Annotated in this window: 28 protein-coding genes; 11 read left to right on the top strand and 17 right to left on the bottom strand. The window is 66.9% G+C overall.

The features are described 5' to 3' along the window. Window positions 1-4: 4 nt before the first annotated feature. The 5 genes from FPT20_RS12950 to FPT20_RS12930 all read left to right on the top strand — a co-directional run bounded on the left by FPT20_RS12950 (window position 5) and on the right by FPT20_RS12930 (window position 5784). Entirely contained in the window at window positions 5-1006 is a 1002-nt protein-coding gene (locus FPT20_RS12950; protein ID WP_233265517.1) for a carbohydrate ABC transporter permease, read from the top strand. Further along, window positions 1003-1890: a carbohydrate ABC transporter permease gene (locus tag FPT20_RS12945; protein WP_158865880.1), complete on the top strand. Its 888-nt coding sequence runs from the start codon at window positions 1003-1005 to the stop codon at window positions 1888-1890. The genes FPT20_RS12950 and FPT20_RS12945 overlap by 4 nt, the downstream gene beginning before the upstream one ends. Next, the gene (locus FPT20_RS12940; protein ID WP_158865878.1) at window positions 1887-3488 is read left to right on the top strand and encodes a glycoside hydrolase family 66 protein; all 1602 of its coding nucleotides are present in this window, start codon (window positions 1887-1889) and stop codon (window positions 3486-3488) included. The genes FPT20_RS12945 and FPT20_RS12940 overlap by 4 nt, the downstream gene beginning before the upstream one ends. After that, window positions 3485-5254: a glycoside hydrolase family 13 protein gene (locus FPT20_RS12935; RefSeq protein ID WP_158865876.1), complete on the top strand. Its 1770-nt coding sequence runs from the start codon at window positions 3485-3487 to the stop codon at window positions 5252-5254. The genes FPT20_RS12940 and FPT20_RS12935 overlap by 4 nt, the downstream gene beginning before the upstream one ends. A 149-nt stretch (window positions 5255-5403) precedes the next feature. After that, entirely contained in the window at window positions 5404-5784 is a 381-nt protein-coding gene (locus FPT20_RS12930) for a bleomycin resistance protein (RefSeq protein WP_158865874.1), read from the top strand. Window positions 5785-5854: 70 nt separating this feature from the next. Here FPT20_RS12930 and FPT20_RS12925 read toward each other — a convergent pair whose 3' ends face one another. From FPT20_RS12925 to FPT20_RS12895, 7 genes are all read right to left on the bottom strand, one after another. Then, complete coding sequence (locus tag FPT20_RS12925) at window positions 5855-6223, bottom strand: YciI family protein (protein ID WP_199245772.1); 369 nt, start codon at window positions 6221-6223, stop codon at window positions 5855-5857. After that, window positions 6211-7629: an MFS transporter gene (locus tag FPT20_RS12920; RefSeq protein WP_158865872.1), complete on the bottom strand. Its 1419-nt coding sequence runs from the start codon at window positions 7627-7629 to the stop codon at window positions 6211-6213. The genes FPT20_RS12925 and FPT20_RS12920 overlap by 13 nt, the downstream gene beginning before the upstream one ends. Further along, window positions 7626-8201, bottom strand: a complete 576-nt coding sequence (locus FPT20_RS12915; protein WP_158865870.1) for a DUF4865 family protein — start codon at window positions 8199-8201, stop codon at window positions 7626-7628. The genes FPT20_RS12920 and FPT20_RS12915 overlap by 4 nt, the downstream gene beginning before the upstream one ends. Beyond that, window positions 8198-8521: a cupin domain-containing protein gene (locus FPT20_RS12910; protein ID WP_199245770.1), complete on the bottom strand. Its 324-nt coding sequence runs from the start codon at window positions 8519-8521 to the stop codon at window positions 8198-8200. Before FPT20_RS12910 ends, FPT20_RS12915 begins: the two co-directional genes overlap by 4 nt. A 109-nt stretch (window positions 8522-8630) precedes the next feature. Further along, a complete protein-coding gene (locus tag FPT20_RS12905; RefSeq protein ID WP_199245768.1) occupies window positions 8631-9206 on the bottom strand; it encodes a TetR/AcrR family transcriptional regulator in 576 nt (191 codons plus the stop codon). Window positions 9207-9216: 10 nt separating this feature from the next. After that, window positions 9217-9405, bottom strand: coding sequence for a hypothetical protein (locus tag FPT20_RS12900; protein WP_158865865.1), 189 nt, complete (start codon window positions 9403-9405; stop codon window positions 9217-9219). 26 nt (window positions 9406-9431) lie between these two features. Next, a complete protein-coding gene (locus FPT20_RS12895) occupies window positions 9432-10880 on the bottom strand; it encodes an MFS transporter (RefSeq protein ID WP_158865863.1) in 1449 nt (482 codons plus the stop codon). A 77-nt stretch (window positions 10881-10957) separates the two neighbouring features. On the opposite strand from FPT20_RS12895, the gene FPT20_RS12890 reads away from it, so the two are divergent. The 3 genes from FPT20_RS12890 (at window position 10958) to FPT20_RS12880 (ending at window position 12940) form a co-directional block, all read left to right on the top strand. Beyond that, entirely contained in the window at window positions 10958-11284 is a 327-nt protein-coding gene (locus tag FPT20_RS12890) for an ArsR/SmtB family transcription factor (protein WP_158865861.1), read from the top strand. Between the two features lie 98 nt (window positions 11285-11382). After that, window positions 11383-11622, top strand: a complete 240-nt coding sequence (locus tag FPT20_RS12885) for a hypothetical protein (RefSeq protein WP_158865859.1) — start codon at window positions 11383-11385, stop codon at window positions 11620-11622. Window positions 11623-11953: 331 nt separating this feature from the next. Beyond that, window positions 11954-12940, top strand: coding sequence for a LacI family DNA-binding transcriptional regulator (locus FPT20_RS12880; RefSeq protein WP_158865857.1), 987 nt, complete (start codon window positions 11954-11956; stop codon window positions 12938-12940). Between the two features lie 52 nt (window positions 12941-12992). On the opposite strand, the gene FPT20_RS12875 is transcribed toward FPT20_RS12880, so the two are convergent. Beyond that, window positions 12993-14531, bottom strand: a complete 1539-nt coding sequence (locus FPT20_RS12875) for a DUF4978 domain-containing protein (RefSeq protein WP_158865855.1) — start codon at window positions 14529-14531, stop codon at window positions 12993-12995. Between the two features lie 621 nt (window positions 14532-15152). On the opposite strand from FPT20_RS12875, the gene FPT20_RS12870 reads away from it, so the two are divergent. Further along, window positions 15153-17519 carry an arylsulfatase gene (locus tag FPT20_RS12870; protein WP_158865853.1) on the top strand — a complete coding sequence of 789 codons (2367 nt, stop codon included), beginning with the start codon at window positions 15153-15155 and terminating at the stop codon, window positions 17517-17519. Here FPT20_RS12870 and FPT20_RS12865 read toward each other — a convergent pair. From FPT20_RS12865 to FPT20_RS12845, 5 genes are all read right to left on the bottom strand, one after another. Further along, window positions 17503-18477 carry a formylglycine-generating enzyme family protein gene (locus FPT20_RS12865; protein WP_199246030.1) on the bottom strand — a complete coding sequence of 325 codons (975 nt, stop codon included), beginning with the start codon at window positions 18475-18477 and terminating at the stop codon, window positions 17503-17505. The two genes, FPT20_RS12870 and FPT20_RS12865, sit on opposite strands and share 17 nt — an antisense overlap. 117 nt (window positions 18478-18594) lie before the next feature. Next, on the bottom strand, window positions 18595-18945 hold the full coding sequence (locus FPT20_RS17835) for a cupin domain-containing protein (protein WP_199245766.1): 351 nt from the start codon (window positions 18943-18945) through the stop codon (window positions 18595-18597). A gap of 61 nt (window positions 18946-19006) precedes the next feature. After that, the gene (locus FPT20_RS12855; RefSeq protein WP_158865849.1) at window positions 19007-19795 is read right to left on the bottom strand and encodes an MBL fold metallo-hydrolase; all 789 of its coding nucleotides are present in this window, start codon (window positions 19793-19795) and stop codon (window positions 19007-19009) included. A gap of 254 nt (window positions 19796-20049) precedes the next feature. Further along, entirely contained in the window at window positions 20050-20847 is a 798-nt protein-coding gene (locus FPT20_RS12850) for a CPBP family intramembrane glutamic endopeptidase (RefSeq protein WP_158865847.1), read from the bottom strand. A 238-nt stretch (window positions 20848-21085) separates the two neighbouring features. Continuing rightward, window positions 21086-21340, bottom strand: coding sequence for a Smr/MutS family protein (locus FPT20_RS12845; protein ID WP_158865845.1), 255 nt, complete (start codon window positions 21338-21340; stop codon window positions 21086-21088). 170 nt (window positions 21341-21510) lie between these two features. Here FPT20_RS12845 and FPT20_RS12840 point away from each other — a divergent pair, with 170 nt between their 5' ends. Further along, the gene (locus FPT20_RS12840) at window positions 21511-22245 is read left to right on the top strand and encodes an MmyB family transcriptional regulator (protein ID WP_158865843.1); all 735 of its coding nucleotides are present in this window, start codon (window positions 21511-21513) and stop codon (window positions 22243-22245) included. Window positions 22246-22382: 137 nt separating this feature from the next. On the opposite strand, the gene FPT20_RS12835 is transcribed toward FPT20_RS12840, so the two are convergent. Beyond that, the gene (locus tag FPT20_RS12835) at window positions 22383-22802 is read right to left on the bottom strand and encodes a VOC family protein (protein WP_158865841.1); all 420 of its coding nucleotides are present in this window, start codon (window positions 22800-22802) and stop codon (window positions 22383-22385) included. Between the two features lie 111 nt (window positions 22803-22913). Here FPT20_RS12835 and FPT20_RS12830 point away from each other — a divergent pair, with 111 nt between their 5' ends. Continuing rightward, window positions 22914-23252, top strand: a complete 339-nt coding sequence (locus tag FPT20_RS12830; RefSeq protein WP_158865839.1) for a hypothetical protein — start codon at window positions 22914-22916, stop codon at window positions 23250-23252. Window positions 23253-23274: 22 nt separating this feature from the next. Here the strand turns inward: FPT20_RS12830 and FPT20_RS12825 are convergent, their stop codons facing one another. The 3 genes from FPT20_RS12825 to FPT20_RS12815 all read right to left on the bottom strand — a co-directional run bounded on the left by FPT20_RS12825 (window position 23275) and on the right by FPT20_RS12815 (window position 25597). Then, window positions 23275-23742 carry a hypothetical protein gene (locus FPT20_RS12825; protein ID WP_158865837.1) on the bottom strand — a complete coding sequence of 156 codons (468 nt, stop codon included), beginning with the start codon at window positions 23740-23742 and terminating at the stop codon, window positions 23275-23277. Window positions 23743-23882: 140 nt separating this feature from the next. Beyond that, the gene (locus FPT20_RS12820) at window positions 23883-24284 is read right to left on the bottom strand and encodes a YciI family protein (RefSeq protein ID WP_158865835.1); all 402 of its coding nucleotides are present in this window, start codon (window positions 24282-24284) and stop codon (window positions 23883-23885) included. Then, window positions 24281-25597 (bottom strand): RNA polymerase sigma factor, encoded by a 1317-nt coding sequence (locus FPT20_RS12815; RefSeq protein ID WP_158865833.1) that lies wholly within the window; start codon window positions 25595-25597, stop codon window positions 24281-24283. The genes FPT20_RS12820 and FPT20_RS12815 overlap by 4 nt, the downstream gene beginning before the upstream one ends. Window positions 25598-25701: the final 104 nt, after the last annotated feature.

Raw genomic sequence — 25701 nt, 5'->3', positions numbered from 1 at the left:
TGACGTGAGCACCACTGCAGAACAGACCGAGCGCGCGGTGGGGGTCGACCCCACCGCGCCTCGGCGCCCGGGGCGGGAGCCACAGCGCGGGCAGGCGCGCAAGCGTCGCGCCTCCGCGGGTCGGCTCAGCGCAGGCGCGACGCCGTACCTCTTCATTGCGCCCGGCTTCGTGCTTTTCGCGGTCCTGATCCTCCTGCCGATCCTGCAGGCAGTGCAGATGAGTTTCTTCGACTGGAAGATCATGGCCGGCGCTGTCAGCCGCTTCCTAGGGCTCACGAACTATGTCCGTGCCTTCCAGGATCCGCATTTCTGGCTGAGCCTGACCAACAGCGGCATCTACATGCTCTTCACGGTGCCCCCGCAAATCGTCCTCGGGCTCTTCATCGCCGTCCTCTTGAAGCGTAAGAGCCCCACTCAGCCCGTCTTCCGCGTCCTCTTCTATCTGCCCGTCGTGACGAGCTGGGTCGTGGTGTCGCTGCTGTTCAAGTACCTCTTCGCGGACGGCGGCCTCGTCAACTTCACGCTCCACGACTTCCTGCACCTGATGGACTCCGATGTCTCCTGGCTGTCGGGGCGCTGGACGGCCCTCGTCGCGATCTGCGCCCTCGGCGTCTGGAAGGGAGTCGGCTGGTCCATGATGATCTTCCTGGCGGCCCTCCAGGGGGTACCGCAATCGCTCGAGGAGGCCGCGACCATGGACGGCGCCGGTCGCTGGCGACGCTTCCGCGTCGTCACGATCCCCGCGATCTGGCCGTCGCTCCTGTTCGTCGCGGTCATGCTCGTCATCGGCGGCTTCAACGTCTTTACCTCCGTCCTGGTCATGACCGGGGGAGGACCAGGGGGCCAGACGGACGTCGTCCTCACTTACATGTACGACCAGGCATTCAAGTACCTCGACTTCGGCTACGGCTCGGCGCTCGCGGTGATCCTCGCCGTCATCGTCTTCGTGCTCGCCGTCATCCAGCTGCGCGTCTTCCGCGACCGCGGCGGAGAGGACCTCTCATGACCTCCGCCGTCGAGAGCCGGCGCGCTGCCCGCTCCCCCACCCGGCCGCGCCTGACGACCAGGCGGAGGCTCGGAGCAGGCGCGAGGATCGCCGTGCTTGTCATCGGAGCCGCGATCATGGTGGTCCCGTTCCTCTACATGCTCTCGACGAGCTTCAAGAGCCAGGCGTACGTCCTGACAGTCCCGCCGCAGTTCATCCCGAACCCGGCCACGACGGAGAACTACACGCAGGCGCTGACCACCCAGGACTTCGGGCTGTACTTCCTCAACTCCTCGGTGGTCGCCGTCGTCTCAACCGCTCTGTCGGTGCTGATCAGCTCGATGATGGCCTACGGGTTCGCGCGGTACCGGTTCGCGGGACGCGAGACGATGTTCCGGATCCTGCTGATCGGGCTCGTGGTGCCGGCGATGATGCTGATCATCCCGCAATTCATCATCGCGAAGCTGTTCGGGCTCATCGACTCCCTAGGCGGTTTGATCGTGTTCTACGTCGCCGGGTCTCTCGCGCTGAACACATTCCTCCTCCGCGGGTTCTTCGCCTCCATCCCCGCCGAGCTCGATCAGGCGATGCAGGTGGATGGCGCCAACGCGTGGACTCGGTACTGGCGGCTGGCCATGCCCCTGGCGAAGCCGGCGCTGGCGACTGCGACGATCTTCACGTTCCTGTCTTGCTGGGACGAATTCGCGTGGGCGCTTACGATCATCAACACTCCTGAGCGTCGCACCCTCCCGATCGCCATCGCGCTGTTCCAGGGCGAGAACGCGACACAGTGGGGGCTCGTCTTCGCGGCGTCGGTGATCGCGGTCGTCCCGGTGATCGTGGTGTTCCTCGTCTTCCAGCGCTATTTCGTGCAGGGCCTGACCGCCGGGGCGGTGAAGGGATGAGCGAGCTTCTGCCGACCCGTGCCTGGTTCGGACCCGACCACGACGTTCAGGTGGAGTTGCGCGGCGTTTCCGGCGCCGGAGACCTCACGCTGTGGCGTCTCGGCGAGCAGCAGGGCTCCTGGACCGTCGATGACCCCGCGGTCGTCTCTCTGGGGACGCTGGCGCCCGGAGGCTACGGCGTCGAGTGGACGGACGGGTCCATCCGACTCCGCACCGCCATCCATGTCGCGGCAGAGGACAACCGTCGGTTGCGCTACGGCTTCACCGTCGACTACTCCCCGGGTCGGGACCCTCGCGGTCTGGTCGACACCGTGCGTCGCCTCCACCTGACGGATGTGCAGTTCTACGACTGGGCCTATCGCCACGCCGATCTGCTCGGCGGGGGCGAAGACTACGAGGATGCGCTGGGACAACCGGTCTCGCTGGCCAGCGTGCGCCGCCTCGTGGGTGCCGTACAGGAGGCGGGGGCACGCGCGCTCGGGTATGCGGCCGTCTACGCGGTGGGTCCGCGCGAATGGGATGCCTGGAAGGAATGGGCGCTCCTCGACGCCCGAGGTGAGCCATACGCGCTCGGCGACTTCCTCTTCATCGTGGACCCCGCGGCTGTGCCGTGGCTGTCGCACTTCCGCGACGAGCTGGCAGCTGCTGTCGACTCGGTGGGGTTCGACGGGTTCCACCTCGACCAGTACGGCTACCCGAAGCACGCACGGCGAGCAGACGGTCTCGCGGTGGACGTCTCCCGATCGTTCGATGTGCTGGTCAGCCGGGTGCGCGATCTGCTGCCCGACGCCCATCTGGTCTTCAACAACGTCAACGACTTTCCGACCTGGACAACGGCGAAGAGCCGGCAGGACGCCGTCTACATCGAGGTCTGGGATCCGCACCTCACTCTCGGATCGCTCGCCGCCGTGGTCACGCGCGCGAGAGCGGCCAGCGGGGACAAGCCGATCGCGATCGCGGCGTATCAGCACGTCTACGACTCGGCGCAGGCTCCTGAGGCCGACCGCGCCACCGCATTCACCATGGCCACGCTCTTCTCGCACGGTGCCACGCAGCTCCTCGCTGGAGAATCCGATCGGATCCTCGTTGATCCGTATTATGTGCGAAACCATGTCGTCGAAGATTCGACGGCGGGGCTTCTTCGTCGCTGGTACGACTTCATGGTTGAGCACGACGAACTGCTTTTCGACCCCGCGATCGTCGATGTCACGGGCTCGTACGCCGGGTCGTACAACGATGACCTCGACGTCTCGTACGCGGATGCGGAGGTGACGGGTGCGCCCGTCGCCGGAGCGGTCTGGCGACGGGTCGTCGAGACGGCACACGGGATGGTGATCCATTTGATCAATCTCGCCGGTCAGCAGGACACCCTCTGGGACGGTCCAAAGGAGGAAGTCCCCGACATCGGGCCCGGAATGTTGCGTGTCCGCGCCGTTGCGGGCAGCACGCCGCGCGTGCGAGTGGCCGATCCCGAGGGGTCGCCTCGGCTCGTTGACCTGCCCGCGCGAATGGAATCGACCCACGCCATCGTCTTACTGCCGCCTCCGGGTGCATGGCAGCTCGTACTCATCGACCTCGAACCGAACGGAGCGCCATGACCGACCTGACCACGAAGCGCGCGGGCCATGCCCCGGAGAGCGACGCCCCGGGGTCCGATGACCCGTGGTGGCGATCCGCTGTCGTCTACCAGATCTACCCGCGGAGCTTCGCAGACAGCGACGGCGACGGCATCGGCGACCTCGAGGGAATCCGCAAGCGGCTCGATCATCTTCAGGGACTCGGCGTCGACGTCATCTGGCTTTCGCCGATCTATGCGTCGCCCCACGACGACAACGGCTACGACATCAGTGACTACCGTGCGATCGACCCGGTCTACGGAACCTTCGAGGACTTCCACCGGCTGCTCGACGACATCCACTCGCGCGGGATGAAGCTCGTGATGGATCTCGTCGTGAACCACACCTCCGACGAGCACCCGTGGTTCATCGAGTCGGCCGCGTCGCTCGACAGCCCGAAGCGGGACTGGTACTGGTGGCGGCCGCCGCGCGACGGATTCGTGGGCGGCGAGCCGGGCGCGGAGCCGAACAACTGGGGTTCGTTCTTCACGGGCTCTGCCTGGCAGTACGACGAGGCATCGGGTGAGTACTACCTCCACCTGTTCTCCCGTAAGCAGCCGGACCTCAACTGGGAGAACCCGGAGGTGCGCGAGGCCGTCTACGACATGATGAACTGGTGGCTCGACCGGGGCGTCGACGGGTTCCGGATGGACGTCATCAATCTCATCTCCAAAGTGGTCTCGCTCCCCGACGGAGCGGTCGCGCCCGGGTCTGTCCACGGAGACGGGTTCCCGTTCTATGCGCAGGGCCCGCGCATCCACGAGTTCCTTCAAGAGATGCACGAGCGCGTCTTCGCAGGCCGCGCGGGCGACTTCCTCACGGTGGGTGAGATGCCCGGCGTGACGCTCGAGGAGGCGCGGCTGTTCACCGATCCCTCCCGTCACGAGGTCGACATGGTGTTCCAGTTCGAGCATGTAGGGCTGGACCACGGTGCCGCGGGCAAGTTCGACCCGCGCGCATCGAACGCGCGGGAGCTCCGATCCTCGCTGGCTAGGTGGCAGGAGGGCCTCGCCGATGTCGGGTGGAACAGTCTGTACTGGAACAACCATGATCAGCCGCGCGCCGTGAGCCGGTTCGGTGACGACAGTGAGTACTGGCGGCAATCCGCTACCGCCCTGGCGACCGTGCTGCACTTGATGCGAGGTACGCCGTACATCTTCCAGGGTGAGGAGCTCGGCATGACCAACATGCCGTTCGCCGCTGTCGACGACTTCCGCGACATCGAGTCGCTGAACCACTACGCTGAGGCGGTCGGCTTGCGCGGTCAGGATGAGGACGCCGTTCTCGCAGGATTGCGGGTCATGAGTCGGGACAACGCGCGCACACCCGTTCAGTGGTCGGACGCTCCGAATGCCGGATTCACGACAGGGACGCCGTGGATCGGGGTGAATCCGAACTTCGACCGGATCAACGCCGAGGCTCAGCTCGCAGACCCGCACTCTGTGCTGTCGTACTACCGCGCACTCATCGCGTTGCGGCACAGCGAACCGATCGTCTCGCACGGGAGCTTCGAGCTCGTTCTGTGCGATCATCCGACCGTGTTCGCCTATACGCGGACTCTGGGCACCCGACAACTTCTGGTGATCGCCAACCTGTCGGGTGACCCGGCCGAATACGACGTTCCGAACGCCGACGCGTGGCGTGAGGCGGAACCGGTGCTCGGCAATCGCGAGGGGCAACCGCCGCGAGTGAACGGGTCCTGCGAGCCATGGGAGGCGCAGGTCTTCCTGCGCGAGATTGTGGATTGACTGACCCGGGCGAACGATCACTTGACGCGTGGTGACCGGTGTCCAGGAAACTGGGACAGGTCGTCCAGCTACGACATCCGGTCTCGCGAGCTCCCGAGGTAGAGCAGCGGCCACATACAGGTGATCGAGTCCGCCGCTAAGCTTCCCGCATGACCGATCACGCGGTGCCGAATCTGCCGTCCCGCGACTTTGATGACACGATCGCTTTCTACGGTGCGTTCGGGTTCGAGCCGGCATATCGAGATCATGACTGGCTGATTCTGCGCAGCGGGGAGCTTCAGCTGGAGTACTTCCTGTTTCCCGATCTCGTGCCCGAGGAGAGCTCCTTCATGTGCAGCGTCCGGGTCGATGACGTCGATGGCCTGTACCGGGAGATCAAGGGGGCGGGCGTCCCCGAGAAGTCCGTCGGGGCCCCACGGCTCCATCCTGTTCGCCTGCAGCCGTGGGGCCAGCGAGCGGGATTCCTCGTCGACCCTGATGGGACGCAGCTGCACCTGATCGAGAACGCCAGCGTGCCTTCGATCGAGTGATCCGGCGGCTCACCTCCCGACACGGCGGTCCAGGTGCACGGCCACGACCCCAATCCTTCCGAAGGGTGGTTCACGACCAAACGCCGCGTTGCTCGAGCACGGTTCGGATGTCAGGCGACGCCTTCGTCGGAGCGACCTCGATGATCTGGTAGCGGGCCGCTTCATGCAGGACGAACGGATCTTGCGCCGTGATCGTCTCGATGCTGCTCCGGCTGGCGCCGGCCGCCAGGATGAATCCTCCGGTTCGCGGGACACGGCGACCGGAGAGCAGGAAGGTACCGTCGGCGTAGAACCGGTCGAGATACTCCACATGGGCTGGAAGCAGGGCGTCGATCTGCGCGAGCGGGACGAGATAGTCGATGTGGAGAGCGAACAGCCGACGCCGATCGCTTCCAGCGGCCGGAGCAACGATCGTCGGCGCCGCCATCAGGGTTCGCATGAGACCGGAGACGACGGCTTCGTCGTGTTCTGGGCCCGCGGTGCGTAAACGACCGTGAGCACGAGGATGAGAGCGCCGAGGAGCGCGCAGATCGCGAGCCCGACGCGCACCCCGGATGTCGAATCGGGAAGAGCGATGAGTGAGCCCAGGAGGGCGATGCCGGTGGCTTGACCGATCTGACGTGACGTGTTGTACACCCCGGAGGCGAGACCGGCGCGCGCCGTGCCGGCACTCGCGGTGGCGACCTGATTGAGACTGGGCGAGTAGATGCCCGTCCCGATCCCGACAAGGGCGTTGCCGACGATGAGCCATCTCCACGTTCCGGTGTCGGCGGTGCCGAGGGTGATGAGCGCACCGACGATGACGAGGGGTGTGCCGGCGAGGAGCATGAATCTCGGGCCGCGGTGCAGCAGGCGCGGATTGAGCCCCACCGCCGCAAGGATGCTGCCGAGGGAGAACGGGATGAGGACGAGACCCGCCTGTAGCGCGGTGAGGTCCCACCGCTGCTGAAGGTACAGCGCGAGCACGAACTGCAGCCCGTATGCGCTGAACTGAAAAGCGAAGCCGCCCAAGCTCGCCGCGCTGAACGCGCGATTCCGGAACAGCCCGAGGGGCACCATCGGCTCGCTGGCGCGGTGCTCGATCCTGATAAACACCGCGATCCCGATCACGCCGCTCGCCAGGAGCGCCAGCACGATTGGAGCGGTCCAGCCGACCGATGCGGCCTCGACCATCCCCGCGATCAGAGCCGTCAGCGCCAGGGTGCCGGCCAGTTGCCCCGGAAGGTCGATGCGCCTTCGTTCACCACGGGAGGTCTCGGGCGTTCGGAGGATGAGGAGGACTGCTGCGGCGATCGGGGCGACGGTGAGCCAGAACGCCGCGCGCCACCCGATGCTGTCGGTGAGGAGCCCGCCGAGGAGGGGGCCGGCGGCTATGGCGATCCCACCGGAGACGGCGACGAGGTTGACCGCCTTGGCCTGCTCTGCCGGGTCTGTGATGGTCTTGACGACGAGCGCGAGCACCATCGGCAGGAGCCCGGCCGCGAAGACGCCCTGGATCGCGCGGAACGTGATCAAGAGCGGCAGCGTCGGGGCGAGGGCGCAAGCGACGGAGGCGAGGCCGAACCCGCCGGCGGAGGCGACGAACAAGGTCCGGGCGCCGGTCCGGTCGCCGATGGTCCCCGCTACCAGCAGCAGGCTGGCCAGCGGGAGGGTGTACGCGTTGACGACCCATTCCAGCCCGGACGCGGTCGCACCGAGGTCGGAGCCGATGGTCGGCAGCGCCAGGTTCAGAGCTGACCCGTCGAGGGTCACCACGATCATGCCGAGATAGATCGCCCATGCTCCCCGGGACCGGGCCGTCCCTCCGACGACAGGGGACGACGAGATCGAGAGACCGGCTGTCACCGCAGCGCCTCGATTTCGGGTGATGAGAGGCGGAGCACGGTGTAGACGACGGTCTCCGCGTCCGTCGTCTGGCCGGGGTGGGCGGTGAGCAAAGTGAACTCGACCGACTGCCAACTGGTCGGGTCGATGCCCCAGGCGTGGGAGTGCACGTTCCCGCCTGGGCTCGCGACGGCGACGCTGGAGAGGAACTCCGCGGCCTCGACCGGGTCGACGTCAGGCGGGAGTGCTCTCGTGCGCAGGAGCGCATGCGAGGGCTGCGCGGAGAATGCGCGGCCGCGCGCGAAGCCCCCGCCGATCCACGTCCGCACGACAGGCCGACCGAAGTCGCGAACGATTCCGGAGAAACCCTGACCGCCCCAATGGAATGCGGCCGTGGCCGCGGGATCGCGCCACAGGTAGAACGGAGCGTACGCGTTCACAGCCGAGCCTTCGGCGATGTCCCGGACGAGGTAGGCCTTCAACCCGAGGCCTGCCCGGGCGTCGAGCGCGGCGCCGCGCTCACGGACGCGGCGCCGGATGACTTCCATGTCGTAGTCGGCGGGCAGGAGGATTTCGTACTGGGCGGCGATCATGCGGTGGGTCCTTCGTTCTCAGTCGCCCGTGCAGTCACGGGCGGATACGAGCCGTCGGCGAGGGCGCAGGTGAAATGGGCGTCTACCCCGTCGTCGTGCTCCTGGATGATCAGATGGGTCAGGAGGGTCTCGGGCGTCGATCCATGCCAGTGCTCTTCCCCGGGTTCGATCCATACGGCGTCGCCGGTGGAGAGCGCGACGGCCGGTCGCCCTCGGCTCTGGAGCCAGCCGTTCCCGGCGGTGACGACGACCAATTGCCCGAAGGGGTGCGAGTGCCACACCGTGTAGGAGCCGGGCGCGAACGTCACTTCTTCCACCACCAGGCGGGAGGGTGCGGGCGGCCGCGCAAGACCGCGCACCCACGCAGCGCCCGTCACGATCGACGCGGGTCCCGACTCGTCCGGTCCACCCCTGCCGAGTACCCGCATGTCAGGCGCCGCCCGAACTGGCGGCCAGCAGGTCGAGCAGCCCGTCGACGGCGTCGTGAAAGGCCCCGCCATCCTGTGCGGCTCGAGCCAGGACGTAACCGCCCTGCAGCGTCGCCGCGATCGTCGCCGCGATACGTGCCGCGTCGAGACCGGCCGGTAGCTCGCCGGCCTCCTGCCCCTCCCGGACCACCGTCGCCAGTGCATCCTGCAGCCACGCGAACATCTCATCGACAGACCCGTGCAGCACGTCTGAGGCATCGACATCCGGGTCCTGAGCCAGCTTGCCGAACCGGCAGCCCTTCAGCACCTCCCGCTCGCGATGCAGGTACCGGCCGATGCGCTCGACGGCGGTTCCCGGACCCGCGAGGTCGTCGGCCACCTGCGCCCGCATCTGCTCCGCATTGCGCTCGATCGCTGCCGCCGCCAGCTGCTCCTTGCCGCTGAAGTGGTGGTACATGCTGCCCTGCCCCACGCCCGAGGCAACCAGGATCGCGCGCGGACTCATCGCCGCGTACCCCCGATCCCACATCAGCTCTCTGGTCGACTCGATCAGGAGATCCCTCGTATCTGCGCTCATGATGTACATACTAGTAGTTACACTTTCCGTCGTTGAGCGGGGGTGCCACGATGAGGGCGATGGCATGGCGGTCCAGTTCTTTCTCGCAGGCGTCGTCCTGCTCCTCGGGTCGGCGTGCTGGGTTCGAATGCAGGCGTGTCGCGTCGGCTGCGTGCAGTCGCAGCCACGCCTCCGGATAGAGGCCGAATGTCTGGTTCATGGCGGTCCTTTCGGTGCGGTCCGGGGTTAGCGGCGCGCGGCAGTAGATCCTGTGATGTGTGGCGCCGGGGAGCCGGGCTTGGCGGCGTTCACAAGACGCACGCTGATGAGGACGGCGAGTCCGGCGAGGATGAGGCTTCCGGTGGTGCTGAAGAGCATGGCTCCCGTGTAGCCGCCGAGGTCTCGGCTGGTACCCAGGGCGGTGAAGAAGACCGCACCGAGGATGGCGATGCCGGCCGCCGTGGCGAACTGTTGCGCGGTCGTGAGGATGCCGGAGACCATGCCGGCACCGGACTTCACGCCCTGGAGGACGACGCCGGTGAGCACGGGGACTGCGGTGCCGTTGCCGAGGCCCACGATGACCATGGGAACGATCAACAGCGGTGTGGTGGGGTGCCGGTCGGCGGCCAGGATGATCACGATGGCGAGGAGGCCGAGGCAGGCCAGTGCGGTGCCCAGGACGATCACTCGCGCGCCGTAGCGGGCGATGAAGCCCCGGGCAAGGATTGAGGCGACCGCGAAGGCGATGCTGAGGGGCGCGAACGCCAGTCCGGCGTCCAGGGGGCTGAGCCCGATCCCGTCTTGGAACAACAGGGAGAGGGTGAACACGAAGCTGAAGAAGGAGGCGAAGATGACGGCACTCAGGCCCATGCCGTTCGCAAACGCGGCCTGACGGAAGAGCCGGGGATCGAGGACGGGCTCGCCCCCGCGGATGCTGAGTCGTCGCTCCCACATCAGCACCGCGGCCACGACGAGTGCGCCGGCCACGATGGCGACGGAGGTCCACCACGGCCAGCCGGCATCCTGTCCGAGCGTCAGCGGGACAAGAAGGAGTGCCAGCCCGACCGGGAGGGAGATCGCGCCGAGGACGTCGAAGCGGGGATGTGTCGTGGTCTCATGTCGCGGGAGCAGCAACGCACCGGCGACGACACCGATGAGCGCGATCGGGACGTTGACCAGGAAGATCGGGCGCCAGTGGAGTCCGAACAGGTCGGCGTGCAGGAGCAAACCGCCGACGACCTGGCCGGCGACCGCGCCGATGCCGATCACCACGCCGAAGGCGGACAGGGCGCGCGGCCTCCCGGCGGGTGTGAACAGTCTGCTGATCAGCGCGAGGACCTGAGGGACCATGACGGATGCAGCGAGACCCTGGACGAGCCTGGCTTCGACGAGACCGCTCCCTGTCTGAGCGAGGCCGCACCACAACGATGCCAACCCGAACGCGGCCATTCCGATCAGGAACACCGTCCGATGCCCGAACCTGTCGCCGAGTCGGCCGGCCGTGATGAGGCCGGCAGCATAGACGAACGCGTAGCCGCCGACGATCAGCTGGAGCGCGCTGTGCTCGGCATGGAGTTGTCGTTGCAGCACCGGCAGCGCCACATTGACCACGTACAAGTCGAATTGCGCCATGAATGTCGCCAGCAGCACGGTGGCGAGGGCGAGCCAGCGCGTGGATCGGGTGGGTGTGACCATCGCAACTCCTTCGATAAACGTCGAATGACGAATATAGTACAACTTGCTATGATCGATGCAAGCGCAAGGAGGAATGCATGCCCAGATCACGGCGCCGCATGGCGCTGGCTCACCCGGAACCCGCGAACTTCGACGTTCTCGACGTGCTGCACGCGCTCTCCGACCCGACGCGGATGACGATCGTCCGCACGCTGTGGGCGTCGCCTGAGCGGGCCTGCGGCACCTTCGATGTCGACGTCGCTCCATCGACGCTGAGCCATCACTTCAAGGTGCTCCGCGAGGCCGGCGTAATCCGTCAACGCGAGGACGGCAACCGTCGCTGGACCTCGCTCCGCGATGAGGAGCTCGCCGCCCGGTTCCCAGGACTCCTCGACGCGATCATCAAGGCCGATTCGGAAAGCTGAGCTTGGTCGGGCTCGGGAACTCGGCGCTTACCGCTGCAACGGAACTCACGGGCCAAGGCGCAGCGCCGCAACGGTACCTCTGGCGCGGGCTCGAAGACGTGACGCGCGTAGATGACGCTGCGGTGCAGTTCGGTCCGGCCTCGATGTTCGCGCACGGGGCTTCGGTCACAGCGGAGTACGCGACCTCGTGGTGGCTGGAAGTAGGAGAGGGGTGGGTGACGCGCCGCTTGTTCGTCGCCGCCCACAGTGACGGCTGGTTCCGCTATCGAGACCTGACGCGGGACCGGGTCGGCGTGTGGACCGCCCGCCGGATGGCGGAGGGCGAAGACCCTGCCTAAGGCTCCGTTGGGTTCGTCCCGGAGTTGCTGGAGGGGGCGCTGGACTGCGATCTCGGATTGTGCCTTTGACGAACACGATGCCGATTCGGCATCTGGGAGTGCCAGTCGAACTCCTCGAGCACGACGGGGACGCCCTCTCCGGTGGCCACGCCTACGCCCATGTCGACCAGCTGACCTTCGTCGGCCTTCCCGCCCGCAGACCATCATCACAGCCGGACCAAATTCCGTGGGCTCGCCCGCCGCGCGAGTGTGCCATGATGACTCGAGTCATTCCAGCGGATCAAGGCGAGTGCAAGAAGAAGCGACCATGCCCGAGCGAAGAGCGGCGACCATGATCGACGTCGCGAAGCTGGCCGGCGTGTCCCATCAGACCGTGTCCCGGTACTTTCGAGACGAAGGTACCGGGATGAAGCCGGCAACGGTCGAGCGCATCCATCAGGCCGTGAAGGAGCTCGGCTACCGGCCGAATCTCATCGCCCGTTCGATGCGGACGCGCCGATCGAACCGTATCGCGCTCATCCTTCCCCGAATCGGAGAATTCGTTCCCACGCCTGTCCTGAGAGGCGCCTTCGCTGCCGCGGGCGAGCGTGGGTTTTTCGTCGACATCGTCAGCCTGGCAGGAGACGAGCGCGCCGACCGAGCCCGCGTGGCCACCCTCGTGGCCAACGAGCGTGTGGAAGGCGTTTTGTCGCTCACATCGCTCACAGGCCTCGACGATGACGGAGTGCTCTCGCAGCGAAGCCGAATTGTCGTCGCGGAGGAATACGACGAGAACATGCGATCTCGTGGTGCGTTCGCCGACGGCGACCCGGCGCTGGAGATCGTGAGGATGCTCGCGGACATGGGACACCGCCGGTTCCTTCACATCGCCGGTCCGATGGAGTGGACGTCGGCCAAGAATCGCCGTGACGCCTACCTGGAAGCGATCGCACGGTCCGGTGTGACGTCGTACGACGTGGTGCCCGGGGACTGGTCGGTCAGGTCTGGGTACCAGGCGGTTCACGGCCTTCCTGCGACAGCCGGGGTGACCGCAATCCTGGCGGCCAATGATTGCGTCGCGTTCGGAGCGATCCGCGCTCTGCAGGAGCGAGGCATCAGAGTCCCGGAAGACGTCAGTGTCTTCGGATGGGACGATGAGCAATTCGGAGCATATACGGACCCGACCTTGTCCACCGTCGCGGTGGACAAAGAGGGGCAAGGACGGCGCCTCATGCAGATCCTGCTCGCTCGGATCCACGGCGAGAACGAGCCTGACGAGGGGCTGGACACTATCGCGCGGATCGTCGTCCGCGGATCGAGCGGTCCCGCACCGATCTAGGGTGTGGCGCTCCCGGGGAAGCGCCACACCCTAGATCGAGCATGGAGAGCACTCAGGTGAAGGTGACGCGCACGACTTCTCCGGCCGAAAGCTGCACCGTGATGTTCCCGCCCGAATTCACGTAGCTCTTGGCGCCTCCGCTGCTCCACGTGTTGTTCGAGTCGTACGAGCCGGTTTCAACCGCACTGACGGTGCCGAGGCTCGAGGGCAGAGAGAAGGTCGAAGCCTTGGTCGCCAAGAACGCGTACTCTTTCGGGCCGCGTTTGACGGCGATCCCCTGACCGGCCTGCGACGTCGAGAACACGACGTTGGTCGTCCCCAGTGCCTTGCTGAGATTGGTGACCGAGGTGGTCGCCTTGCGATTGAACGTTTGCAGCGTCGACCCACCAGCCTCGATCGGTGCTCGAGTCGCGAGGTCGGTGCTGATCTTGTTCAGTGCCTGGTTCAAGGCAGCGACGCTGTAGCTCACCGTCTTCCTTGTCACAACGTGAGTAGTCGGGTCGAAGTTGTAGAGACCCGAGTCCGAGACGCCGGAGGTGGAATCCGGGTCTACGGCGGCGTACATGTTCATCGGCGCGTTTCCGGCGAGAGCGTTGAACTTCGCGATGTCCGCGACCGAACTCCCGGCGTAGGTCTCCATGATCATCGGCAGGTTCTTGCCCTGAACGAAGGTGCCGCTGAGGCCGTAGTTGTAGAGCGTGTCGAGGTCCGTTGTGTACGGGTCACCGCCGATGAAGTCGATGTACGACTGGCCCGCTGACCGCAGCGCTTCGTTCTCGGCGACAGGGATCGCGTCGCCGACGACATTGACCCGCGTGTACACCGAGTGGTCGGATTGCTTGATGACCTGGCCCAGTGCGTTCAAGTACTTCATGAGGACGTCGCGGCGGAACTGGGCGACATTCGTGTACCCACCGGACGTCCACAACGTGTTGCTATAGGAGCTGTAGCTGCGGTCGGTCGAAGCGCCCCACTGCATGTTGGCGACGTTCGGCTCATTCTCCACCTGCACGCCGATGAGCGCCTGGTTGGTGTCGTACGTCGCGATGTGGCTCATCACCTGCCCGAGCACGTATTTCTCCCGATCCAGCAGGTTCGGGTCGGTCTTGTCGAGCAGGTAGTTGGTGCCGAGCTGAATCCGCGTACCGCTCGAGTTCACGACGTACTGGTAGGTGTTGAGCACGTAGCTTGGAATCCTCGGAGCGTAACTGATACCGGTCGAGTCCGCTCCGTACCAGAGCAATTCGACCTTGAGCCCGTACTTGTTCGCCCAGTCGATGTATTTGTCGAGATCGGTCCAGTCGAAGACATCCTTCGAGGTCTCGATCTTGGACCACCAGATCGGGATGTTGACGACCTTGAAGCCGTCATCAGCGACCATTTTCATGATGGGTTCGAGCTGCGCGTCTGTCCACCCGTAGGTGTACTTCAGCTTCTCGTACCGAAACTGGACGCCGCTGTGGAAGAACGGCTTGCCGTTCACCATGATGACGTTCTTGTCGTACGTCGTCTTCGTCGTGTCGACGTACGAGACGGTGGTGGTGGTGGCTACAGCCGGCGTTGCTGCGGGAACAACGAGACTTGCGGTCACCGCAGCCGCTGTCACCAAGCCCAGGAATAGGTTCCGCATATCGGCTCTCCTTTCGAATGCTTCATTGCCGTCGATCGCAGGTGTTCATCGCGGGCGTCGAACGTGCGCGCGATCCGGCCTAGCCGGAACAGATGCCCATAAGTGCGGGCGTCCCGTGATGATAGTGAACGTTCACTATTTCTGCGAGCAACATTGGTCGACTCGGCAGGGCCTTGTCAAGAGGTCAGTCGAAACTCGCACGAGCCGGCCGACCGGGCAGCGGCAGACGCAGGTCAGTGTCGAACGACCCGTTCGCGACAGGAGGCTCTCGGGCCCGTTGGCGTGGAAACCGCCGGTTGCGACAGGTCGTCCGGGTACGACATCCGGCCTCGCGAGCGCCCGAGCGAGAGCACCCTCCAGTCGGTGCCCGTCCTCTGGGCCTTTCGATCATGGGCAGAAGCGGGCCGCGTGCGACCTCGGAGCGGCATGTGGTCAGGACTCATGGCCCTATGCCGCACCCGACACGTCCTGCCATCCTCGAGGTGACGCGGCGCCGTGGGCGCCGAATGGCGCGAGGGGATGAATCATGGGGATCACGAGGCCTGACATGCTGCGAGGGGCGCGCGCAAGAAGGTGGATGTCATGAATCCCGATCGGCACGCGCGGGCGATGCTGCCCATCCCGGACCGCGCTCAGCCGGGCCCGACGACCTACGACGCCAAGGATCCGGATACCGTCTACCCGCCGATCGAGCCCTTGGCGCCCCCGCCGGGCGCACCCAATGTCCTGATCATCCTCGTCGATGACGCCGGCTTCGGGTCCGCGAGCGCGTTCGGGGGGCCGTGCAACACCCCGAACGCGGAGCGCCTCGCCGCCGGCGGCCTGACCTACAACCGGTTTCACACGACGGCTCTGTGCGCTCCGACCCGTGCCGCACTGCTGACGGGCCGCAACCACCACTCCGTGGGGATGGGCAGCATCACCGAGACGGCGACGTCAGCTCCGGGCAACAGCTCGCTGCGGCCCAACACGAAGGCACCGCTGCCGATGACCCTGAAGCTCAACGGCTACTCCACGGCTCAGTTCGGCAAGTGCCATGAGGTGCCGGTCTGGCAGTCGTCACCGATGGGACCGTTCGATGCCTGGCCCTCAGCGGGCGGCGGGTTCGAGACGTTCTACGGTTTCATCGGCGGCGAGAACAATCAGTGGGATCCCGCCTTGTACGACGGTACGACCCCGGTCGAGCCGCCGGCGACCCCGGAGGAGGGTTACCACCTGACCGAAGACCTGGCCGACCACGCGTGCAATTGGATCCGGACGCAGAAGGCGTTGATGCCCGACAAGCCCTTCTTCGTCTATTTCGCGCCGGGCGCCACCCACGCGCCGCACCACGTGCCCAAGGAATGGGCTGACAAGTACGCCGGCGCGTTCGCCGACGGATGGGATGTGCAGCGGGAGAAGACGTTCGCCCGGCAGAAGGAACTGGGCGTCATCCCCGCCGATGCAGAACTCACCCCGCGGCACGAGGAGATCCCCGCCTGGGACGACATGCCGGAGGAGCTCAAGCCCGTGCTGGAACGCGAGATGGAGGTCTACGCGGGCTTCATGGAGCACACGGACCATCACATCGGCCGGGTCATCGACACCATCGAGGACCTCGGCATCCTCGATGACACGATCATCTACTACATCATCGGCGACAACGGAGCCTCCGCGGAGGGCACGCTGAACGGGGCCTTCAACGAGATGGCCAACTTCAATGGGATGGCCGCGCTGGAAACCCCCGAGTTCATGGCCTCCAAGATCGACGAATTCGGAAGCCCGACCTCCTACAACCACTACGCGGTCGGCTGGGCCTGGGCGATGGATGCGCCGTTCCAGTGGACGAAGCAGGTCGCCTCGCACTGGGGCGGGACGCGCAACGGCACGATCGTGCACTGGCCGACGGGGATCTCCGAGAAGGGCGGGAAGCGGTCGCAATTCACCCACGTGATCGACGTCGCCCCCACCATCCTCGAAGCGGCAGGCCTCCCCGAACCCACGGTCGTCAACGGCGTTCAGCAGTCCCGCATCGAGGGTACGAGCATGCTGTACACGTTCGACCACCCCGACGAGCCGGAGCGCCACGACCTGCAGTACTTCGAGATGTTCGGCAACCGGGGGATCTACCACAAGGGCTGGAGCGCGGTGACGAAGCATCGCACGCCCTGGGTGATGCTCGGCGGGGTCATCCCGGCGTTCCACGACGACGTCTGGGAGCTGTACGACGGCAATGTCGACTACAGTCAGGCGCACGATCTCTCGGTCGAACAGCCCGAGCGCCTGCACCACCTCCAACGGCTGTGGCTGATCGAGGCGACCAAGTACAACGTCCTGCCGATCGACGACCGCGGCGCCGAGCGACTGAACCCCGAGCTGGCCGGCCGGCCGACGCTCATCCGGGGCACCTCGCAGCTCCTCGTCTCCGGGATGGGCCGGCTGTCGGAGAACAGCGTCCTGAGCATCAAGAACAGATCGTTCTCGGTGACTGCGGAGCTGGAGGTGCCGGACGCCGGCGCGAACGGCGTGATCATCGCGCAGGGGGGCCGGTTCGGAGGCTGGAGTCTCTACATCAAGGAGGGGCACGCGAAGTTCGTCTACAACGTTCTCGGCATCCAGGAGTTCCGGATCGAGGCCTCCGAGCCCCTCGAGCGCGGACAGAGTCAGGTCCGCGTCGAGTTCGCGTACGACGGCGGGGGTCTCGGCAAGGGCGGAGAGGTCGCGATCTACTACGACGGACGGAAGGTCGGGACTGGCCGCGTCGGCGAAACCCAGGCGATCATCTTCTCCGCCGACGAGACGACCGACATCGGGTACGAATCGGGAACAGCGGTCACGGCCGACTACACGCCGGCCACGAGCAGATTCACCGGAAGGATCAACTGGGTGCAGCTCGACGTCGGAGCCGATGACAACGACCACTTCATCGACCCGGAGGAACGCCTCCGGATCGCTATGGCCCGACAGTGAGCGCGACGGTACGGAATCCCATATTGCCTGTGGACGAGTTGGGGGTGTTGTGGGACCGGGCAGAGTTGCGGTAGCGGTTGCAGTAGGAGATGTGGCACAGGTAGCTGCCACCGCGCATGACCCGGGAAGTCCCCTTCACCGGACCTGCCGGGTCTTGTGCGGGGGAGCGGCGGTAGTAGTCGGGCGAATACCAGTCCGCGCACCATTCCCAGACGTTTCCGACCATCTGCCAGAGCCCGTAGCCGTTCGGGGCGAAACTGCGGACCGGAGCGGTGGTCAGGTACCCGTCATCCTCCGTGTTGACGATCGGGAACACGCCCTGCCAGATGTTCGCAAGCCAGCCGTTGTCGTCGACCTCCGCGTCACCCCACGGGTATTTCGCGCCGGCGAGGCCGCCGCGGGCCGCATACTCCCATTCCGCTTCCGTGGGCAGACGACGGCCCGCCCAGGCGCAGTATGCGACGGCGTCGTTCCAGCTCACATGGGTCACCGGATGATCCCCGACACCGGTTAGGGAGGAGGCTGGTCCACCCGGGTGGCGCCAGTCCGCTCCGCGCACACCCAGCCACCACGGCGTCTCCGGCGGCTGCCCGACCACGTCCTCGGCGGAAGCGGCGAGTGCCAGGTGGAAAACAGCCGAGAACCCGAAGCTCTCTGCCTCGGTCACATATCCGGTCGCGTCGACGAACCGCCCGAAGTCGTCGTTGGTCACGCTGGTCGCGTCGATCGTGAAGCTGTCCAGCGTCACCTCGTGGAGCGGTGCTTCGCCGTCGCCGGGGTTCCGGTCGCCCGAGGAGTCGCCCATCACGAAGACACCCGCCGGGATGGTCACCTGTTCGATCGTGTGCGAAGCGGGGGACGATTGAGACGACCTGGCGGGCTCGGCTTGACTGATCGGCAGGAATTGACGGCGTTCAGGTGCGCCGCACGTGCACCCGGGGCCGCGCGGGCTGCCCATCGGTGAGCCTTCTTCGGGCGTATCGGCATCCCTCATCGTGATCCTCTCGCGGCACAGTAAGGCCGCCAGCGGCCCAGAGGCAACAGCGAGGTGACAGCTTCGGTCGGGCTCTCCCGTTCAGTGTTGTGAACGGGTGGGCGGTCCTGCGATGAGCTCCGGGTCCTGCCCAGGTCGGCTGAGGAAGTAACCGAGGAAGGTGACGCCCTCGTCGGTGGCGTCGAATCGGTCGACCAGGGCTTGCTCGGGCTCGTAGAACACGTCGCCGGGGCGGAGGAGCTGCTCTTCTCCGCCATCCACTTGGAACATGACGGAGCCCCGTTCGATGACGCCGAAGACGGGACCGTTGTGGTGATGCGGGCCTCCGACGACACCGGGCTGCAGCGTGATCCTCCGTACTTCTACGGATCCGGTCGCGAAGTCGGTCAGCGTCTCACGGAGGACGGTGCGCCTGACGACGGGTTCGGTCATGCGCTCCATTTTCTCAGCCGCGCCGGTCGCGGGTGAGTGACTGCCTGTTGAGCGGATGCACTCACCCCTGCTGAACGGAACGGTCGAGGTGGACAGGAACGCCCGGACTAGTGTCAAGCAGCAGGGGCCCGATGCCCGCCTCCTCGAAGGCGGCGCGGAAGGACGAACCGTCCTGTGTGAAGTGGGCCCAGCCATCCGTGTGTGCGGCCAAGACGCGAGGATGGCCGAGGATCGCCGCGGCCTCGACCGCTTCGCTGCTGGTCAGCGTGAGGAACCCGTCGACGAGCGGGCTCCGGGCCGCCCCGCCGAAGAGGATGGCGATCTCGATCTCGGGGAATCGGTCGGCGACGGCGCGAACGACGTCCAGGGACGCGTTGTCGCCCGAGATGTAGAGCGTGGGGGCGTCGGGCGCCTCGAGGACGAATCCGATCACCGGCCCGGTCTTGTCCTCGGTTCCGTCGGGACCGTGCTGCGCGGGGACGGCGGTCACGGTCACGCTGCCCACGTCGGCGCGCTCTCCCGGCAAGAGCCCGCGGCAGCGCCCGCGGAGACGACCGGCGGCCAGCCGGGTGGTGAGCACCAGAGGGGCGTTCTCGGCGAAGACCCGTCCGGCGCGGTCGAGGTTGTCGGGGTGCTGGTCGTGCGAGAGGAGAACGGCGTCGACCGGCCCGATCTCGTCGGCGGAGACGATCGCGTCGGAGGTCTTGGTCAGGACCCGGGAGCCGACCGGGTAGTCCCCGGCGGGGTCGAAGGTGGGATCGACGAGGAAGCGGTGTCCGGCGAAGCCGATGAGGACCGTCGGGCCGCCCAGTGGCGTGAGGGACACAGCGTGAGCAGATGTTCGGGTCATGGCTCCAGTCTCGCGGGAGGTGGGCGCGCTCCACCACTGGCTGGTTCGCCACTAAGCGCATAAATCGCGCCGTGATGGCACTGGGTGGCCGACTTCCCGCAGCGGCTCCCTGGCATAGTCCTGGCTGGGGTAGTCCTGGATTGGACCTCCCTCCCGGTCGACGCGGGCCGGATCATCACGGCTAGGACGCGCCCGTTCCCGGGCGCCGCTGGGCGCCTTCGGTGCATGACGGGACGAGCGGTCTGCCGGGTCGATCAGATCGTGGTCGCCGGGAGCTCGGGCGAGCGGCGGTCTCGCCGGTGGAGATCGACGGAGACCGCTGCGGCGAGGAGAACCTGGATGCCGACCGTGATCCAGAACAGCGCCGCCCCGGAGGTCAGGACGCCGCTGAACGCGATCGACACGTCCGTGAACCCATGGAAGAGCGCCGCGAGCAGGACGCTACCGCGCGCGTGGTTGAACAGCCAGCCGATCAAGACCGACGTCGCCACTGTGGACAGCGCGAAGCCCAAGAACGGGATGCGCGCTTGGAAGCTGTCGGCGATGAAGAACAACGGCAGGTGCCACAGCGCCCACAGGGCCCCGAGCACGAGCGAAGCGGTGAGCGGGTCGAATCGTCTTTGCAGCCGGGGGAGGGCGTAACCGCGCCACGCGGTCTCCTCGGTGATCAACCACTCCCAGCAGTTGAGGAGGAGCGCACCGAGAATCGCGCTGGCCGGAATCAGGGCTCCGACGGCCGCGGGGGTCGGGCTCAGAGTCCCGAGGCCGACCGCCGCCGCGGCGATGCCGACCGGCAGTCCGATCGCGACGAGATACCAGAGCGGACGGACCTTGACCCGGATGAGGCGCAGCAGCAGGTCCTTGACTGCCGGCCACCCGCCGGTCAGGGCCGCGGTGCCGTAGGTGGCGAGCGGGAGCCCGATCCAGAAGCCGAGAGACTCGGGGATGTGCCAGCCGATGAGACCGACCTGCAGAGCGAGTGTGGTTCCCCAGAGCAACCAGGGGAATGCGAATGCTGCGACGAAGAAGACGACCAGAGGGTGGCGCTTCACGTGTCATCCCTTTCAGCGAATGGACGCCCCCACAGCTGAGAGCGTCCGGCTGTGAACTTTCTCAGCAAGCAGTCATAACAGAGCACCTTCGCCGAAGACATGCCGCCGATGTTCGTTGCCGACAGTGAGCTACCGGGGGCCTCGTGATGCCTTCCCAGGGGGTCCTCGCCGCGTTCGGGACCCGTGGCCGACGATGGCCGCTACCAGGAGGCTGTCCAATTCGTCTTGGGCTCGTCCCTCACTTCCACCGGAAGTGCACGAACACGCGCCCGAAGTTCTTCGAGTCCTTCTCGACTCGGTGGTACTGGGCCTTGATCTCCGGCTGATCCAGGAAGCGCAGCACTCGCTTCTTCAGTGCGCCTGATCCCTTGCCCGGGATGATCTCGATCAGTGGCGCCTTCTTCGCGACAGCGTCCGCGATGACTGCGCGCAGGGCGCGATCGATATCGCCGCCCCGGTTGTAGATGTCGTGCAGGTCGAGCGTCAGCTTCATGTGCTCATCCTGCACCCGCGGAGCCCGGCGCTCTGGACCGGGAGATGGCGTCAGCCCGAGCCTTACGCAAACGACCCGGCAGGTCGATATGAGTGGCCGTTCAGGGCCGCTAGGGTCGGGCCAGCGGCTCGCGGAGGCCCGCCTGACGCTCTCGAGGAGATGAGATTGATGTGCCCCATCGGACGCTGCTGATCCGGGCCCGCGACGTGGAGGACTCGATGGTCCGCGAGTGGGCGGCGCGGCTCGATCGCGCACGGAGTGAAGACGAGACTCGCGACGCCCTCGCGGGCCTCTTGGCTGCCAGCCCGGGACGCACGCTGGGCGCCAACGCCGTGCGGCGCCGGCTGCCGTGGGGCGAGTCCTCGTCCCGTCCTGAGCCGGTACCACCGGCCGTTTCCCACGCGCTTCAGCGAATGGCGACCCCGGCGTACGTTCAGGGGCGGTTGATGGACGTCCTCGAGTCGAACCGGCACGCCCGGTCGCTGGCTGCCTTCTTCGAGCCGGGCACGAATCTGATCCTGTCGACCTTCTTGGATGACGGCATCCGTGAGTTGGGCGGCGATTGGGAGCCTGTCACGGTCGCGATGACCCGCTACCTGCTGTATCGAGCGGAGCGCGAGCCCGGCGATCAGAGCCTCCAGGCCCTGGTCGGTGAACTGAGTGTGCGGAGCGTCCGCTTCCGGAGGCTGTGGGCGGAGGAGTCGCCGGCGCCGCAGCAGTCGAACGTGGGGGAGTGGCGACACCCCATCGTCGGGCAGCTCCGCCTGACGCGGGAGAAGACGCTGATCGACGGCACGGACGGCATGATGCTCGTGGTGTACCGGGCTGACCCGGGGAGCCTGTCGGAGGTCGCCTTGGATCTGCTCAAAACGCTCCCCCCGGCAGGCGCGATCGGGGAATCGTGAACCGGGTACCCTCATGATTCATTCCGGGTGCTGCCGCGGGAATCGCAGTGGAGGACTCTGGAAATCGAACCAGACAAATTGCCCCGATAGGCAAGTCCCCCCCGACTCACCCAGTTTAGCGAAGACTCCGAGTTAGTTCAGGTGACGGTGAGCGTCCCGTCCTCCGCGAGCGCCCAGCCCGGGTTGTACGCGACCTCCCACACGTGCCCGTCCGGGTCGGCGAAGTACCCGGAGTATCCGCCCCAGAACACACGCTCGGCAGGTTTCAGGATGCGAGCCCCTGCCGCCTCCGCCTCCGCGAAGACGCGGTCGACATCCTCCTCCGACCGCTGGTTGCAAGCGAGCGTGATGCCGCTGAACGTTCCGTCTATCGGGTGGTGCGCATCGTCGGCGAGATCGTCGCGCCCGAAAAGGGCGAACGCCATGCCGGGAAGCTGGTAGAAGACCACGCCCTCCGGCGATTCTGCGGGCGTCCAGCCGAGCCCCTCCTCGTAGAACGCCCGGCTCCTCGCCAGGTCGGCCACACCGAGGGTCACGAGACTGATGCGCTGGTCCATGTGCCCGAGGGTAGCGCCGACCGCTGACGACGGTTCACTTCCTCGAAGGTTGCGCCTCGCAGGTCGATGGTCTGCCCGTGGCGCATATGATTCCGAAAAGGGGGGAACGCGATGAGCGAATTGATGAAAGAGTTCGAACGGTCACAGCGCCGTCGGCGGCGCGTCGTGTGGCTGGTCGTTCTCGCGTGCCTGTCTGGTTTCGGGGCTTGGCTCACCGGGCCGGTAGGCGTGATCACGGTCTTGCGGGGGAACCCGGTCGGCTACTCCCTTGTCGCTCCCGGCGTCGTCCTGCTTGCCGTGAGCGTGTTCGCCATCGTCTCCGCCATGCGCCTCCGAGAGGCGCCGCAGACCACGCCCGGGCGCCCGAATCCGCACTTTGACGAACCACAGCCGTCCCAGGATCCGCGCGGCGGCAATTCGTGGATCGGCTCCTGGATGGGTTCGCGGTAGAGCGCTAGTCTCGCGGCCGAGGCTACTTGCCGCCGGCGCACTCCTGGCCGACCGCCGTCGACGCGCTCGACAGGGCCTTGAGCTTGGCGGTGAGCTCATTGGTGTCGAGGCTGGACGGGGTCGCCTGGACCTTCTTGATGTAGGTCGCGTAGTCGGTGAACGCGGAGGCGACCGCGGAGGTCTTGGCCTTCACTTCGGGGTTGGTGACGCTGGAATCCATGCTCGTGAAGGTGCTCGCCATGGTGTCGAGCATCGCTTGCGCCTTCGCCGGGTCGGTCATCGCGGACGCGAGGTCGCTCTGCATCGACGAGAGACTGCGCAGCTTGTCCATCACGACGGTGCACGCTTGAGCGTGGGTCTGCGTCGCCTGGGCCGTGGCCGACGCTGCCGCGGTCGGTTTCGCGGTGTGGGCCGCGGCGCCTGACGCGGAGCACCCGGTGAGTGCGGCGACGAGTGCGATCGAGGCGGCAGCGACAGCAAGCTTCTTCATTGACTTTCCCCCAATATGCGGCAACCGATTGTCCGCATTGAGGAACCTAGCGGACGCGCCCGTCGTCGCTCTGCGACATGCCGGGCCGGCGGTCGCGAACGCGAGCAGGTCGCGGTCGCCGAGCCCGCACCGGTGAGCGGCTACGCCACCGCGCTCCGCGCCCGGACCGTCGCCTCCAGCATCTCGTTGGACTGGACGGCGTCCATCAGCGGCAGCACGAGCACCTTCCCGTACCGGGCTCCCGGGTGGCGCGAGCCGATCTCCACGGCTGCGTCGAGGTCGGCGGCGTTGATGAGGTCGAAGCCGGCGAACCACTCCTTGAATTCCGCGAACGGGCCGTCGCTCACGGTGACCTGGCCGGAGCGCTTCGCCACCATCCGGGCGTCCGACTTCCCGGTCAGGCGCTCGCCGATGATGAGCGCGCCGGTCGATTCGCCGGCGGCGACCCAGTCGGCGATGTCGTCGTCGGCTTCGCTCCACGGCTCGCCGTCGGGCGCGGTCACGTAGAGCAGCAGGTACTGATTGAGGGCGGTGTCCGTCATTGCCTTGATTCCTTCTCTTCTGGGGAGGCCGGCCCTCGGTCGAGGGTCGGCACGGGGTCGTCGAGCGAGGTCGACGAAGCGGTGGGAGGGAGGCCGGCCGCAAGCCGTTCGGCCCGCGTCGCGAGCCAGGCGCGCTCCGCGTCGTTCGTCGCGCGCTCACGCGCCTCGGCGTACGCATCGCGTGCGGCGTCGACCGCGCCCGCGCGCTCCAGCAGAGCGGCCTTGACCGAGAGGAGGCGGTGGCTCCCGGCGAGGCGCTCATCCGCCTCCAGGTCGGCCAGCTCCGCGAGCCCGGCGAGCGGTCCGCTCACCATGCCGACCGCCACCGCCCGGCCGAGCCGCGGGGCCGGACCCGGATCGATGCGGACGAGCACGTCGTAGAGCCCGAGGATCTGCCGCCAGTCGGTCGAATCGGCATCGGGCGCGGCCGCGTGCACGGCAGCGATCGCCGCCTGGATGACGAGTGGGGTGGCGGGGCCGGCGCCGAGCGCGGCCGCGGCGAAGCGTCGCCCCTCCTTCAGCCGGGCTTGGTTCCACCGTCGTCGGTCTTGGTCGGGCAGCGGGATCAGCGACCCGTCGGCGTCGGCGCGGGCTTCGGTGCGAGCGTCGGTCAGCAGCATGAGCGCCAGCAGCGCCATCGTCTCCGACTCACCGGGGATCGCCGCATGGAGCAGCCTGGCGAGCCGGATCGCCTCCGACACGAGCTCCGCGTGCACGGGCGAATTGCCCTGCGTGGGCGCATACCCCTCGTTGAACATCAGGTAGAGCGCGGTGCGCACGGCTGCGGATCGTTCGACGACCTCGGCCCTCCCAGGCAGGCCGAACCGTCGCCCGGCGGCGTCGATCGCCCGCTTCGCCCGCGTGATGCGCTGAGCCATGGTGGCTTCGCTCACGTAGAAGGCGGCGGCGATCTGGGAGGTGCTGAGCCCGCAGACCGCGCGCAGAGCCAACGCGACCTGGGCCGCAGGCTGCAGGGCCGGGTGGCAGCACAGCACGAGCAGCTCGAGCGAGTCGTCGCTGTCGCGGACCTCCGCACCGAGCGCGCCGAGCGCGGCGTCGCGTTCCTCGCGAGCTCGGCGCGCTGCGTCCGAACGGATCGCGTCGATGTACCGCCGGCGCGCCGCGGTGAGCAGCCAGCCGCGCACGTCGCGCGGGCGCCCCTCCCGCGGCCACGTGATGGAGGCGTCGAGCAGCGCCTCCTGGACCGCGTCCTCGCAGTCGGCGAAGTTGCCGTAGCGGGAGACGAGCGACGCGGTGACGAGCGGGATCACGGCCCGCACGTTCGCGTCGAAGATCGTGTCGATCGCCGTCATGGGCGCTCCTCCCTCCCGCTTCGGGAACCGGTGCGATGTGCTCGGTCACCATAAGGTCGGAGCCGATCCCGCGATCTCGACACTATGCGCTCGGCCGGGCGGCT

This window comes from Leifsonia sp. AG29 (assembly GCF_009765225.1).
GTDB lineage: Bacteria > Actinomycetota > Actinomycetes > Actinomycetales > Microbacteriaceae > Leifsonia.
This window is presented reverse-complemented; position numbering and strand designations above follow the sequence as displayed.